Origin of the sequence: Thalassotalea sp. G2M2-11 (genome assembly GCF_017168195.1) — a bacterium.
Taxonomy (GTDB): domain Bacteria; phylum Pseudomonadota; class Gammaproteobacteria; order Enterobacterales; family Alteromonadaceae; genus Thalassotalea_E.
Map to the genome: position 1 here is coordinate 901,080 of NZ_JADNYL010000002.1, position 15,531 is coordinate 916,610.

Here is a 15,531-nt window from a genome sequence, read left to right on the forward strand (position 1 = left end):
ACTATAAATAGCACGCCTGAAATCGGCGGGCGCATAATATAGCAAAAAAGCCTAACAAAATCAAAACCTCAGCTTGTAGCTTTTAAATTAATTTCAAATTAATCCTTAGTCAGCCTGTTTTCTTAAAAACGCAGGGATATCCAAATACTCATCAAGGCTTTCTTGTGACACAGTTTGGGCTTCTCTGATTGATTCAGGTGAGACAACTGACTGAGTACTTGGTTCAGGCTGCGCATTAGTTATAAACTCTTGTCCCACGGCAATAGGTTCTACCGCAGGTGTTGGGTTAACTAACGTGATATCTGGTTTACGCTCAGCACCAATACCTGTAGCTACAACCGTTACACGTAAGTCTTCTGTCATTTCAGGATCAATCACTGCACCGACAACCACAGTAGCATTTTCTGAGGCAAAGGCTTTAACAGCATTACCAACCGTTTCAAATTCATCAATACTAATATCCATGCCCGCAGTGATATTAACAAGAATGCCGCGTGCGCCAGCTAAGTCAACGTCTTCCAATAATGGGCTTGAAATTGCAGCTTCAGCCGCTTCTTCAGCACGATCTTCACCTGATGCTAAACCTGAGCCCATCATTGCCGTGCCCATTTCTGACATCACAGTGCGCACATCAGCAAAATCCACATTAATAAGACCTGGACGAGTAATAAGTTCAGCAATACCTTGTACCGCACCTAGCAAAACATTGTTGGCGGCTTTGAATGCATCGAGTAACGATGTGCCTGGACCTAATACTTTTAATAACTTTTCATTTGGGATAGTGATTAATGAGTCAACACTTTTAGCTAAGAAGTCGATGCCTTGCTCAGCATAGTTCATACGTTTTTTACCTTCAAATGGGAATGGCTTCGTCACAACCGCGACAGTTAAAATCCCCATTTCTTTGGCAACTTCCGCAACAACAGGCGCAGCACCAGTACCAGTGCCTCCACCCATACCAGCAGCGATAAATACCATGTCAGCACCTTGTAAGGTTTCTTTGATGGTCTCTCTGTCTTCTTCAGCGCTGCGGCGTCCAATTTCAGGGTTAGCACCCGCACCTAAACCTTTGGTGACATCACTGCCTAACTGTAAAGTCACATTCGCCGATGAATTACGTAATGCCTGTGAGTCTGTATTTGCCGTAATAAATTCGACGCCTTCAATGGTCTGGCTCACCATATGTTCAACGGCATTACCGCCACCGCCGCCAACACCTATGACTTTAATTACCGCTTCTTCGTTATGATCTTCCATTAATTCAAACATTTTTCTCTCTCCGATTATTATCGTTTTGTTCCACCAAAACTTCTTGCTCTACCAAATACAAGTAAGTGTTACTTACCCATAAATTTTAAAATTCGCCTTTAAACCACGCCAAAATACGTGAACCAATACCTGCGACACCTTCTGTCGACTTAGTATCATTGCTACTTTGATCGCTTGCCTGCATGCCATAGTGTAATAATCCCACTACCGTTGAGTATGTTGGATCGTTAACGTACTCTCTCAGCCCTGCAACATCATGAGGTACTGCAATTCGCACTGGCATTTGAAATACATCTTCGGCAAATTCCACCACCCCTTCCATTTTCGAGGTACCACCTGTTAATACATAACCTGCCGCAATTTGATCTTCTAAACCACTTTCACGCAATTCTTCTTGGATCAATTCAAATAACTCGTGATATCTCGGTTCCACAACTTCTGCTAAGGTGTGACGAGACATCGAACGAGCAGGGCGTCCACCAACACTCGGCACTTCAATATTTTCTTCCATGCTCACCATTTGACGAAGTGCACACGCATATTGCACTTTTATATCTTCTGCGTGGCTTAATGGTGTTCGAAAAATTTTAGCAATATCGCTAGTCACCTGATTACCCGCTACCGGGATCACTGCGGTATGACGTAAAGCCCCCCCCGTAAAGACGGCAATATCCATAGTGCCGGCACCCATATCAACGACACAAATGCCCAGCTCTTTTTCATCATCGGTTAAAATTGAATAGCTCGATGCTAGGGCGGAAAAAATTAACTGATCGACTTTTAAATCGCAGCGCTCAACACACTTAACAATGTTTTTTGCCATATCATTAGCACAAGTGACAATATGAACTTTCGCTTCCATTCGCACACCTGACATACCAATAGGGCTTTTAATGCCATCCTGACAATCAATGGAGTACTCTTGCGGCAAGACATGCAGCATTCTTCGTTCTGCCGAAATTGGCACAGAGCGCGCGGTATGAATGACATTATCTACATCTTCTTGGATCACTTCTTTGTCGTTAATCGGCACCATGCCATTTTCATTTTGACAACTGATATGCTTACCTGAGATGCCCAAATAGACAGAGCTAATATGACAATCCGCCATAAGTTCAGCTTCATTAATGGCACGCTGTATTGACTGAATCACTAAATTCAGATCATTGACTCCGCCCTTATCCATTCCTCGCGCTGGCTGATTCCCGACACCAACAATACTTAGTTGGTTATCAGGCGTAATTTCACCTACCGCAACCGATATTTTCGAAGTGCCAATATCTAAACCTACAACGAGGTTTCTTTCATTAACTTTTGCCATTAATGTTAAACTCTTTCTTTTGCCATTTGCGGTTTCCAACCAACGGAAAGCCCAGTTTCATAACGTAAATCAACATATTTTACTTGCTGATCTGCTTGTTTATTTGCTTTAATTTTTGGGTATACATCCATAAAACGTTGTACCCTTTTAACACGATTTTCTCGCCCTAAATTGAGGATCACCCCATCGTCTAATGTCAACTGCCATGAATACCGTTCAGATAACAGTAATTCATCAATGGCTAAATTGGCGTAGCTCAATAAACCATTAAAATTACGGTAATTTTCTAACGCGATACCTTCACTACCCTCGGGACCATATAATGACGGTAAGAAGTGGTTAATTCGCTCACTATCCGCCTGAAATGCGACCCCTTGTTCGTTTAATAAAAAATCGCCATTCCAAAATGCAATCGGCTTTTGATCGACTACGTATATTTTTAATTCGTTTGGCCATTGTTTACGTACCGACACCGAATATACCCAAGGCAAGCTTTCAACTCTCTGTTGAACAACATTGACATCAACATTAAAGAAGTTGTTCAGCGCTATGCTTTCTATTTGCTGTTCAATATCAGCTTTTTTGGTATAGGGCATTTCACCACTGATCACCACCGATGTAACTGGCGCTGTTTCTTCTGCCGAAATTTTTCCAATGACGAACCAGCTTAATGCACCTAATGCGACAATTACCGAAACAAAAAACGTTACACCAAACCAAAAACTCCAATGAAGTTTTTCTGGTGTTTGTTCAGCTAAGCTTAATTGTTCGCTACGTTGTGACATCAGTCGTGTGAACTCCCTGTGTCTTTTTCTGCGCTCAATTCAAGGATGCGAGTCACCAGTTGCTCAAAACTTAGACCCGCCACCTTTGCCGCCTTAGGTACTAAGGAAGTTTCCGTCATGCCTGGTACGGTGTTTACTTCTAATATTTGCCAGTCATTATTTTCATTACGCATCACATCTACGCGTCCCCAGCCTTGTGCACCAGTTGCTTTAAACGCTTGTAACGCCAGACTTTGCAATGTTTGTTCATCTTGTTCAGATAAATGACAAGGACAGTGATACAAGGTACTTGTCGATTGGTACTTTGCCTGATAATCATAAAACGCATTGGGCGTTTCCATGTGTATCGCTGGCAAGGCTTGTTCCCCTAGAATGCTAACGGTATATTCGGGGCCATTAATCCATGCTTCTACTAACACTTCCGCGTCATAAGAAAATGCGTCTGCCAATGCCTTTGTCAGCTGTGTGGCATCATTTGCCATCGACATGCCAATGCTTGAACCTTCATGAGCAGGTTTCACCATCACTTTACCGCCAAGCTTAGCGAGAATGTTGCTGGCTTTTGCTTCATTAAAATGTGCTTTATCCACCACAACAAACGGTGCCGTTGGTAAACCACATGCTTGCATGACTTGCTTACTGCGATTTTTATCCATAGATAATGCGGAACCAAGGACACCCGAGCCTGTATATGGGATCCCCATATATTCAAGCGCACCCTGTACACAACCATCTTCACCGCCACGACCATGTAGAGCAATAAATACTCGATCAATGTTTAATTGGCTTAACTGAGATAAACAGTAACCTTTAGTATCAATCAAAGTGACCTTAAAACCTTCTCTTTTAAGGCCTTTAGCTATGGCCTTACCTGAAAGCAACGACACTTCACGCTCTGCAGAATCACCGCCATACAGTACGGCAATATGCTCATTTTTAATGTCTGTTAACTTACTCATCACCACCACCTGCAAATATCGGGTTACTAGCAAGCTGGCGAGACACCATGCCAATATTACCAGCGCCTTGTGTGATCACCATATCACCATCTTGTAATTGAGCCGCTAATAACTCTGGTAATTGCTCCTGATCACCAACATAGATTGGATCAACTTGCCCACGTTGACGTATACTGCGCGCTAAGTTCTTGCTATCAGCAGTCAGCACAGGTGCTTCACCGGCACTGTAAACATCTAACAGTAATAAACAATCCACTTGCGATAACACATCAACAAAATCTTCATATAAATCACGGGTGCGAGAATAACGATGCGGCTGAAAAATCATCACTAACCGATTATTCGGCCAGCCTTCACGCATCGCTTTTATCGTCGCGGCAACTTCGCGCGGATGATGGCCATAGTCATCAATTAACACCATGTCGCCTTTCTCGGTATGTAAATTCGCTAAGTGCTCAAACCGTCTGCCAATACCGGCAAAACCCGCAAGTGAAGTCACCATAGCTTCATCATTAATGCCTTGATCGGTTGCCACTGCGATACCCGCTAACGCATTTAAGACATTATGTTGTCCTGGTAAATTAACACTTAAATCTAAATCAGCCTGTCCTTCACGCTCCACCGTAAAGTAACTTTTGCCACCACTTTGCTGATAATTAGTCGCCACTACATCAGCGTCCTGAGAAAAACCATAAGTGATCACCTGACGACTGATGCGAGGTAAAATCTCACGTACCACTGGGTTATCAATACAAACAACGGCTAAACCGTAAAAAGGTAGGTTATGTAAAAACTCAATATATGTATCTTTAAGCTTTTCAAAATCACCATCATAGGTTTCCATGTGGTCTTCATCGATGTTTGTCACCACGGCAACCATAGGTTGTAAATGTAAGAAAGACGCGTCACTTTCATCTGCTTCAGCGATAAGATAACGACTTGTCCCAAGACGGGCATTAGTGCCAGCACTATTAAGTAAGCCACCAATGACAAAAGTAGGGTCTAAGTTAGCTTCTGCATAAATACTGGCAATCAAACTGGTGGTTGTAGTTTTCCCGTGCGTACCAGCAACCGCCACACCATGACGAAAACGCATCAGTTCAGCCAACATTTCTGCGCGTCTTACCACCGGAATACGTAGCTTAGATGCGTGAATTAATTCAGGATTTTGTTGATCAATCGCAGTAGATACAACAATGACACTCGCCCCCTCAATGTTGTCTTGATGATGACCAATCGTAATAGTTGCACCTAAGTCACGTAAACGTTTAACAACCTGATTTTCACCAATGTCAGATCCGGTAATTCGGTAACCTTCATTCAATAATACTTCTGCGATACCACCCATTCCAGCACCACCAATACCGACAAAATGAATGGATTTTACTCGGCGCATTTCTGGTATTTTAATCGGAGCCATTGCTTGATTATTCTCTTTACTACTCATTATTTCACTAGCTCCATACAAGTTTTTGCGACACGAATGGTTGCATCAGCATGGGCTGCATCATGTGCCGCTTTAGACATAGATTGAAGCACCTTGTCTGAAATAAACAGACTATTTAGCATTTGCGCTAAGCTGGTACCATTAAACTCTTTCTGCGGGAGCATTTTTGCCGCATTGCGCTCGACTAAATACAAAGCATTTTTCGTTTGATGATCATCGACTGCGTGTGGCAAAGGCACAAATATCGCAGGTTTTGCAGCCATTGCTAACTCTGACACCGTCAAGGCACCAGCACGACAAATCACTACATCCGCCCATTGGTAGGCCTCGGCCATATCATCAATAAATTCCGTCACTTTGACATTGTCTTGTGGCAAGCCATAGTTTTTATAACTGTCTAACACCGCAGATTGATTGCCTTTGCCGGTTTGATGCCAGACAGTAATATTTTGTACCTTTATCTGCTTCATCGCTTTTGGCACGGTTTCATTCAGCACTTTTGCCCCTAAACTACCACCAACAACCAGTACCTTTTTGGTGCTTGCTGGTCGCTCAGGTGCAATATTTTCTAACGCGACAATATCACTGCGTAAAGGATTGCCCACCACTTGATGTTTTACCCGCGCTTTAAATGCGCCAGGAAATGCACTCAACACTCTAGTCGCTAACACACTTAAAAAACGATTACTTAAACCCGCAACGGCATTTTGTTCGTGCAACACTAATGGCTTAGTTAATAACCAAGCAGCAAATCCCCCTGGAGCACTAGCATAGCCGCCCATACCTAAGACAACATCAGGTTGTACCTGACGAATGACAGACATCGATTGCCACACAGATTGCATTAACTTGAACGGTAGTTTTAACCACGCTTGCCAGCTTTTATTACGCAGACCGGCAATATTAATAAATGAAATTTCAAAGCCATGCTTAGGAATGATCTCTGCTTCCATACGTTTTGCGGTACCTAACCAGTGAATATCCCAACCTTGTGCCGCCAAATAATCGGCAACGGCAATACCAGGGAAAATATGTCCGCCAGTGCCGCCAGCCATTACTAATAAAGTGGGACGAGTTTTATTCATTGTCATTTTCGCCCTCCTTTTTTCTTATGATTGGCTGTTGCTTGAATGCTCTGTAGTCGCATTTCATGATCGATACGGATCAGCACCACTACCGCGATAGTCATAATAATCATCGAACTGCCGCCATAACTAATTAACGGCATAGTCAAACCTTTGGTTGGTACGATACCTGCGCTCGCCCCAATGTTGACTGCCCCCTGAAAGCTAAACCAAATACCAATGGCAAAGGCAAAGAAACCTTCAAAATATTTTTCCTTCTGTACTGCTCTTCTACCCAGCATCAAGGCTTTAAATACTAATGTCATGCTCAACACCAACACTAAGCAAATGCCAATAAAACCAAACTCTTCCGCCAGCACCGCCATAACAAAGTCGGTGTGTGCTTCGGGTAAATACTCCAGTTTTTGGATACTATTGCCTAGCCCTTGCCCCGATAGTTCCCCTCGTCCATATGCCATTAGCGATTGTGTCAGTTGATAGCCGCTGCCAAAAGGGTCTTTCCAAGGATCTAAAAAGCTGGTGACGCGCGCCCATCGATAAGGAGAAAAGTACGCTAACGCTGAAATAGCCGATAAACCAACCGCAGCAACACTAATAAACTGCCATAACTTCGCCCCTGCTAAAAACAGCAGACCAAAGGTTGTGACAAACATGACGACAACGGTTCCTAAATCCGGTTGAAACAATAATAAACTGGCTAAGGCACCAAAAACGATCAACGGCTTGATAAAGCCTTTAACGTTTTCCATCACTTCATCGCGACGGCGCACTAAATAAGCCGATAAGTAACAAAAGAAAAACAATTTTGCCGGCTCTGCCGCCTGTACTGTGATAGGGCCTAATACTATCCAACGGGTTGAACCATTAACCGTACGCCCGATTAATAAGACCACCACCAATAACGCGATGCCAAGTATCAATAAATGTGTACTGTGTTGATGCCAGCTTGCTAGTGGTATTTGTAAAGTGATCGCAGCGATAGCAAAGCTTAAACCGATATAAATGATGTGACGAGTAACAAAATGAAATGGATTATCAAATAACCGTTCAGCCACTGGCATAGAAGCACTAGCAACCATAATTAAGCCAATCACATACATGGCAATCGCTAAAATGACATAACTTCGATCAAACGTTGTCGTTTGCACAACTTCACTTTCTTTGAGTAAAGGGAAGCGAAGTGCTAGCGAAGGAAGAGATAATAACGCCATTAACATGCCTCCTGTAATGCTTGGACCGCATCAACAAAGACTTGCCCGCGTTCTGCAAAGTTTTTAAACATATCAATGCTGGCACAAGCAGGAGACAACAACACGATATCGCCAGCATTAGCAATACTGCTTGCCTGAGTGACAGCTAACGGTAAGTTAGCTAACTGCATTGAGTGCTCAGATAACGCAGCTATTTTGTCACCGTCTTTCCCGATAGCAAAAACCTGTGCTACATGCTGAGAAAATACGGGTTGTAATGGCGAAAAATCTGCGCCCTTACCATCTCCTCCTGCAAGTAATATCAACTTATTGCTTGCTTTGAGTGTTGGTGCTAACCCATTAATAGCGGCAATAGTTGCGCCGACATTCGTTGCCTTTGAATCATTTATCCAAATAATATCGTCTCGCGTATCTACCCGCTGGCAACGATGAGGCAAACCAGTGAAGCTGTCTAAGGCTTGCACCATATTTTCTAATGACCAGCCAGCACTAACACCTAAGGCTAACACCGCAAGGTAATTCATCGCATTATGAATACCAGCAAGAGGTAAACTATCGAGTGCAATCAGTGGCGTTTCACCATATGCAAGGTAGATATTTCCGGAGACAGTCATTAAGCCAAAGTCTCCGCTATCAGGCTTGTCATGACCAAACGAGACTACTTTACTGTCCACATGCTGTTGTTCAGAGGTGATACTTGTGTGGCTCAAGCTATCGTCACGATTAATCACGGCAACATTAGCCAATTGATAAATTTTTTGTTTAATCGCACTATAACTAGCCAATGTTTTATGACGATCTAAATGATCATCACTGACATTTAACACGGTGGCAGCTAGCGCTTTCATGGTGGTCACTGTTTCTAATTGAAAGCTGGACAATTCTAAAACGTAATAATCAATATCATCGGTCAGTTGATCTAACACTGGCGTACCAATATTACCACCTAGCCCAATGTTATAACCTAAAGCTTCACCGATATGAGCAAGCAATGACACGACAGTCGACTTACCATTTGAACCTGTCACCGCCAAGATTGGTTTATCTGTCAGTTGACAAAATAACTCAACATCTCCCATTAATACCGTTTCCGGTTTGATTAATGATGAGATGCCCTCAGCACACAAATCAATACCAGGGCTTGCAATTATAACATCCGCTGTTTCTATGGCCTGCTGCTGCCATTTACCCAGTACAAGGGTATGGTCAGGATATTGCTGATCAAACACTTTAGGGTCAATAATGTCTGCTCGGCTGTCATTTACCGTACAGCTTAGCTGATGTTTTGTTAAAAAATTCACGCACGACATTCCTGTCAGACCTGCGCCTAACACTAAAATGCGTTTGTTTTTTAACTTAGCGATAACTCGCTCTAACATCATAGCTATATACTCTTAACGTAACTTCAAAGTAGCTAAGCCGATTAATACCAGTACCAATGAAATAATCCAAAAGCGGACGATAACTCTGGGCTCTGGCCAGCCTTTTAACTCATAATGATGATGAATAGGTGCCATACGAAATATTCGTTGCCCTCTCAACTTATATGAACCAACTTGTAAAATAACCGACACCGTTTCCATCACAAAAACGCCGCCCATAATAAATAACACCAGCTCTTGTCGAACTAATACCGCAATCACACCAAGCGCAGCACCAAGTGCTAATGAACCGACATCCCCCATAAACACTAAGGCTGGGTAAGTGTTAAACCATAAAAAGCCAATACCAGCACCGACAATCGCGGTGCAAACAACCACTAATTCACTGGTCATGGGAATATAGGGAATATTTAAATAAGTGGAAAAATTGACATTTCCGGTGACGTAAGCAAATACGGCAAAGGCTCCTGCGACCATAATGGTTGGGACAATCGCTAAGCCGTCTAAGCCATCGGTCAGGTTAACCGCATTACTGGTTCCGACAATGACAAAATAAGTCATAACAATATAGAAAATTCCCAATTGCGGTAATACATCTTTAACAAATGGAATGATCAAAGCGGTTTCTTCAGGGCCTTGCGCTAAATAATACAGCGTAAAAGCGGTACCGAAGCCAATAATCGTCTGCCAAAAGTACTTCCAACGCGCGATTAAGCCATTTGAATCTTTGCGGATCACTTTACGATAGTCATCAACAAAGCCGATGATGCCAAAGCTAACAATGACGAACAGTACTACCCAAACATAATGATTAGTTAAATCACCCCATAATAGTACGCTTGAAACAATAGCCGCCAAAATGAGAATACCTCCCATGGTTGGCGTACCTGATTTTGATAAGTGGCTTTCAGGACCATCATCACGTACAGTTTGACCAATTTGCATCCGCTGTAATGCGCGGATCAATTTAGGGCCAAAGTACAGTGAAACTGCCAAGGCAGTTAAGGTAGAAACGATGGCACGAAACGTTAAGTATGAAAAAACGTTAAAGGCACTGTAATACTGTGTTAAAAACTCACCAAGCCAAAGTAGCATTATGCAGCTCCCTCTTTCATTTTATGCGCTTGCCAGCGAATAATATCGTTCACTACATATTCCATATGAGAGCTACGGGAACCTTTGACTAAAATCGACACTTGCTGCGCTTCATCAGCTAATAAATCCTGTAATTGTTCCAATAACTGATCCCGCTCACTAAAATGCTTACCACGTCCTGTATGCGCTGCAAAAGCATCAGCCGTACTTTGACTAAGTACACCTAATGTCAGTAAATCATCAATGTTTTGCTCACTGGCATATTCACCCACTTCTTGGTGGTAGCTGCGAGCATCAGAGCCTAATTCACCCATATCTCCTAAAATTAATATTTTACGTCCAGGGTAACTGGCTAATAAATCAGTCGCGGCTTTGATCGATTCCACATTGGCGTTATAGCTATCATCAATGAGTTTAAAATTGTCATTAATATGATGAAGGTTTAATCGCCCTTTTACCGGCGTCATTTCTGCTAACCCTAAGCGGATATCGTCTAACGTTGCGCCAAATTCAATAGCGATAGCTGCGGCTGCCACGGCATTGCAGACATTATGTCTACCAGGGACTGACAACTCGATAAAACATTCGCCAATTTGTGTGGTTAAGGTAAAGCTGGCGCAACCATTTTCATCTAATATCACGTCACCGCTGTAACAGTCAGCTCGATTAAAACAAGAAAAGCGTCTTACCGTTTTATCTGTCAAACGCCATTGCCATTTATTGGCTAATTTACAATCTTGATTATATAACGCGATACCATCAGGTTGTAATCCTTCATAAATTTCACCTTTAGCACGGGCTACCCCACACAAATCACCAAATCCCTCCAAGTGAGCTGCTGCAATATTATTGATCACTGCGACATCGGGTTTGACTAAACTTGAGGTATAAGCAATTTCCCCCATGTGATTTGCACCAAGTTCAACCACGGCAAAATCATGCTCAGGGGTAAGGCGTAACAAGGTTAATGGCACGCCAATATCATTATTAAAATTGCCTTGTGTCGCTAGCACATTACCTAATCGAGCTAAAATTGCCGCGACCATTTCTTTGACTGTTGTTTTACCGCTACTCCCTGTGATCGCCACTGTTTTTGGTGCCACTTTCGCCTTAACGTAGGCACCAATTTGTCCTAATGCTTTATGGGTATCTGCCACTACAATTTGTGGTACATCTAGTTGACAATCATGATCCACAATCACGGCAGAGCATTGTTTATCCACCACTTGTGCTAAAAAACGATGACCATCAAAATTCACGCCTTTGAGGGCTAAAAACACATCATTTGGAAGTAATGAGCGACTGTCTGTGACTATTTGATCAATTTTTATATCGTCACCGATTAAGGTACCATCGACCGCTTGTGCTATTTCCGATAAAAGTAATGGGATCATAACTGTGCTCCTTGAGCGTACGTTGAACGCACAAGTTCTCGTTCGTTATAAGAAATTTTTTGTTCACCAATCACGATATAATCTTCATGGCCTTTACCCGCCAGTAAGACCACATCGTCCTGCTTAGCTTGTTTCAAGGCCGAAAGCACAGCTTGTTCACGCTCAAGTACTACAGTAATTTCATCTGGTGCTTTACAGCCTGCTAAAATATCTCCAGCAATTTGTTCTGGCTGCTCGGTGCGAGGATTGTCATTAGTTACTATCATGCGATCACTATACACTTGTGCAATTTCGCCCATTAGCGGACGCTTACCTTTATCTCTGTCTCCACCACAGCCAAACACTACCCAAAGTTGACCTTGACAATGTTGTCGACAGGCAAGTAAAGCATTTTTCAACGCATCAGGTGTATGAGCATAATCCACTACAGCCAGCGCTTTCCCAGCAGCACTAAAGGCTTCCATACGCCCCATAGTGGGTGTTAGTGTTGTAACGGCTGTTGCTATATCCCCGAGGGCAACATCTGCATCCAGCAAAACGGCAATTGCCGCCAATAAATTATCCACGTTGAAGTCGCCAATTAAGCAGCTTTCAATAGTGATATTGCCTAAATGGGTGGTTAATTTAAATGACACCCCTTGATGCGTGTGGCAGATCTCACTTGCGTAGGCAAAGTGTTGAAATTTGGTAACCGACAGATCACGACCATAAACAATCAATGGGGCTTGACTCAGCCACTTTGCTAACCATTGCTGCGCGGTGGCATCATCACCATTGATGATTGCGGTTTGATCTTGCTTGCCACTAAATAACGCCCGTTTAGCCTTGGCATAATTGTCCATGGTTTGATGATAATCTAGATGATCACGGGTTAAGTTGGTAAACACTGCAACATTATATAAATCAGCACTCACTCGGCGCTGTTCTAATGCATGTGATGAAACTTCCATTGCCACATATTGTTGGCCTTGTTCAACAAACGATTGCAACCATTTCATCAACTCGGTAGCGCCTGGCGTGGTATTAATAATGGGTAACAAATTACCTAGTTTTCCTGCACCATTCGTACCGATGACAGCACACGCCTTTTGCTGTGCACTCAATAATTTTGCGATCATTTGGCAAGTACTGGTTTTGCCATTAGTGCCAGTTACCCCGACCACAGTAAGCTGTTGTTGTGGTCGCTGATAGAATTCACTGGCAAGATTAAATAGTTGCTTATTAAGCTCAAAGAAACGAATAATGACTACTTCACTGCCATCAGCACTGTATTCCACCGTGTGCGAGCCATGCGCTGAACCATGTTCAGTTTCAAGTAGCACAACATGACAGTTTTGTGCGAGCGCCTGTGGAATATAGGCACTCCCCGCTTCTTTTGTGCCATTGACGGCACAGAAAATATCACCCGCACTAAGCACTCGGCTATCGTTAACTAAATGACGTTCTTGTTCTGGCAATGTTAAAGACACATCAATATTAAACTGGGCTAATACTTGGCTAACACTTTGACCATTAGAGCTAAACATGCGTTAACTCCTTATCACTGATCTGCTGTGCAGCAGTTTTTTCCTGATCAGGTGCAATATTTAACAAGCGTAATGCACCTTTCATTACTCGAGAGAAAACCGGTGCAGCAACTTCGCCGCCATGATACAGATCACCACCTGGCTCGTTAATCACCACCACTACGGCAAGCTCAGGTTTTGACAAAGGTGCAATACCAGCAAATAAGCCAACATAATCATTGCCATAACCACCAGCTACGGCTTTAATTGCGGTGCCAGTTTTTCCACCAACTCGATAACCTTCTACCTTAGCTAGCGGCGTATGATCGTTCACAACCGCTTCAAGCATAGGCAACAAGTTTTCAGTTGACGATGCTGAGAAAATACGTTGTTCGGCACCAAAAACAGGGTCATCATTACCGCCCTTAATAATGGTTAATGGTTTTTTAACACCACCATTTGCCAGAGAAGAATAGAATCGCGCTAACTGTAATGGTGTCGCGGCAACGCCGTGTCCCCAAGATAATGTGGCTAATTCAAATTGTGACCAACGACTGCGATCATGCATGATACCAGGGCTTTCACCAATAAGACCTACGCCAGTTTCTTCACCAAAGCCCGCATCGAAAAATTTATCTAATAAAAATTGTTTTGGTACGGATAAGGCGAGCTTGGTTGTGCCCATATTTGACGAGTGCACCAAAATATCAGTAATACTTAACTTGCCTCGGTTAATGGGGTCACTGACACGACTACCACCTAAACGCATCCAACCAGGCGAGGTATCAATAATAGTGTCAGACTCAACAGAGCCAAATTCCATCGCGATTAACGCAGTTAATGGTTTCAGTGTTGAGCCAGGCTCATAAAAATCTGTGATGGCACGATTTCTAAACCTATGAATGGCTGTATTGGCACGATTATTTGGGTTAAAGGAGGGACTGTTAACCAAGGCTAAAATTTCACCGCTATGGACATCAGCTACCACCACAGAGCCTGACGAGGCTTTAAATGCTTTTACCGCACCTTTTAACTCTTGATAAGCCAAGGCCTGAATACGCTGATCAATACTTAACACTAAATCTTGTGGTGGCACAGATTCAACATCTTCAATGACTTCAATGCGGTGACCTTTGGCGTCTTTACGATAACGTTTTTTACCGTTTTCTCCGGTTAATAGTTGATCATAAACGCGCTCAACCCCTTCAATACCTTTATCATCAACATTGGTAAAACCCACCACATGCGCACTTATTTCACCTGCGGGATAAAAACGTTTTGATTCTTTACGTAAATAAATACCAGGGATCTTAAGTTGCTTAATATAGTTTGCCATGGCAGGTGATACCTGACGTTCGACATAGACAAAGCGTTTAGTCGGGTTGCGTGTAACCCGTGCCTTGATTTCATTAACATCTTTATCGAGCACATCGGCAAGTGCCTGCCAGTGATCGACTTTTGCCAAGGCATTATTTTCGACCACTACTTTTGGATCCGCCCAAACGGTTTGTACCGGCACACTCACCGCTAATTCATGACCATTACGATCAACGATTGAACCTCGATGCACTTTATTAGCGCTGATCCTTAACGAACGTAAATCGCCTTGCTTTTTCAGCATATCTGGCTCAATTACTTGAATATAAGCCGTGCGAGCAACTAACCCCAAATAAACAAGCGCAATCACAGACAGCACGAGGTAAAACCGCCATGCGACTGTAGTTGGTTGATATTTTGTTGCTTTTTTATTCACGCTTACCTTCGTTTACTCTTTAATGATCACTTCTGACTGAGCATTTGGTTTCACCATGTTTAATAATGCCTCGGCTTTACTCTCAATGGCACTATGCTCAGCCAAACTGTTTTGTTCTAACAATAAATTACGCCATTCAATATCTAGTTCATCTCGTTCAGTTAACAACTGCTCTAAATGACTCGTGCTTTGACGATTTAAGTGGGTAAAATAAATTACCGCAAACGCCGAAAAAACCACGAGCAACAACAATAAATAAGCAAAAAAATGTTGCTTAATGTCATGCCAAAGCTCAAAAGCCAATATGACCTTTGCATTCGCCATA

Annotated in this window: 13 protein-coding genes; all 13 read right to left on the bottom strand. The window is 42.9% G+C overall.

Annotated elements, in window-relative coordinates; all coding sequences use genetic code 11:
• Window positions 1-105: 105 nt before the first annotated feature.
• A complete protein-coding gene (gene ftsZ, locus IV514_RS09955; RefSeq protein ID WP_206485042.1) occupies window positions 106-1,269 on the bottom strand; it encodes a cell division protein FtsZ in 1,164 nt (387 codons plus the stop codon).
• Between the two features lie 85 nt (window positions 1,270-1,354).
• Complete coding sequence (gene ftsA / locus IV514_RS09960; RefSeq protein WP_206485044.1) at window positions 1,355-2,590, bottom strand: cell division protein FtsA; 1,236 nt, start codon at window positions 2,588-2,590, stop codon at window positions 1,355-1,357.
• 5 nt (window positions 2,591-2,595) lie between these two features.
• Window positions 2,596-3,375: a cell division protein FtsQ/DivIB gene (locus IV514_RS09965; RefSeq protein WP_206485048.1), complete on the bottom strand. Its 780-nt coding sequence runs from the start codon at window positions 3,373-3,375 to the stop codon at window positions 2,596-2,598.
• Entirely contained in the window at window positions 3,375-4,334 is a 960-nt protein-coding gene (locus IV514_RS09970; protein WP_206485050.1) for a D-alanine--D-alanine ligase, read from the bottom strand. The genes IV514_RS09965 and IV514_RS09970 overlap by 1 nt, the downstream gene beginning before the upstream one ends.
• Window positions 4,327-5,781 carry a UDP-N-acetylmuramate--L-alanine ligase gene (gene murC / locus IV514_RS09975; RefSeq protein WP_241242274.1) on the bottom strand — a complete coding sequence of 485 codons (1,455 nt, stop codon included), beginning with the start codon at window positions 5,779-5,781 and terminating at the stop codon, window positions 4,327-4,329. The genes IV514_RS09970 and murC overlap by 8 nt, the downstream gene beginning before the upstream one ends.
• Window positions 5,781-6,872, bottom strand: coding sequence for an undecaprenyldiphospho-muramoylpentapeptide beta-N-acetylglucosaminyltransferase (gene murG / locus IV514_RS09980; protein ID WP_241242275.1), 1,092 nt, complete (start codon window positions 6,870-6,872; stop codon window positions 5,781-5,783). The genes murC and murG overlap by 1 nt, the downstream gene beginning before the upstream one ends.
• Complete coding sequence (gene ftsW, locus IV514_RS09985; RefSeq protein ID WP_206485052.1) at window positions 6,869-8,077, bottom strand: cell division protein FtsW; 1,209 nt, start codon at window positions 8,075-8,077, stop codon at window positions 6,869-6,871. Before ftsW ends, murG begins: the two co-directional genes overlap by 4 nt.
• Window positions 8,077-9,459: a UDP-N-acetylmuramoyl-L-alanine--D-glutamate ligase gene (murD, locus tag IV514_RS09990; RefSeq protein ID WP_241242276.1), complete on the bottom strand. Its 1,383-nt coding sequence runs from the start codon at window positions 9,457-9,459 to the stop codon at window positions 8,077-8,079. Before murD ends, ftsW begins: the two co-directional genes overlap by 1 nt.
• A 12-nt stretch (window positions 9,460-9,471) precedes the next feature.
• Complete coding sequence (gene mraY, locus IV514_RS09995) at window positions 9,472-10,554, bottom strand: phospho-N-acetylmuramoyl-pentapeptide-transferase (protein WP_206485055.1); 1,083 nt, start codon at window positions 10,552-10,554, stop codon at window positions 9,472-9,474.
• Window positions 10,554-11,948: a UDP-N-acetylmuramoyl-tripeptide--D-alanyl-D-alanine ligase gene (gene murF / locus IV514_RS10000; protein WP_206485056.1), complete on the bottom strand. Its 1,395-nt coding sequence runs from the start codon at window positions 11,946-11,948 to the stop codon at window positions 10,554-10,556. The genes mraY and murF overlap by 1 nt, the downstream gene beginning before the upstream one ends.
• Window positions 11,945-13,474: a UDP-N-acetylmuramoyl-L-alanyl-D-glutamate--2,6-diaminopimelate ligase gene (locus tag IV514_RS10005; RefSeq protein WP_206485059.1), complete on the bottom strand. Its 1,530-nt coding sequence runs from the start codon at window positions 13,472-13,474 to the stop codon at window positions 11,945-11,947. The genes murF and IV514_RS10005 overlap by 4 nt, the downstream gene beginning before the upstream one ends.
• Entirely contained in the window at window positions 13,467-15,206 is a 1,740-nt protein-coding gene (locus tag IV514_RS10010; protein ID WP_206485061.1) for a penicillin-binding transpeptidase domain-containing protein, read from the bottom strand. Before IV514_RS10010 ends, IV514_RS10005 begins: the two co-directional genes overlap by 8 nt.
• Before the next feature lie 12 nt (window positions 15,207-15,218).
• Window positions 15,219-15,530, bottom strand: coding sequence for a cell division protein FtsL (gene ftsL, locus IV514_RS10015; protein ID WP_206485071.1), 312 nt, complete (start codon window positions 15,528-15,530; stop codon window positions 15,219-15,221).
• Window position 15,531: the final 1 nt, after the last annotated feature.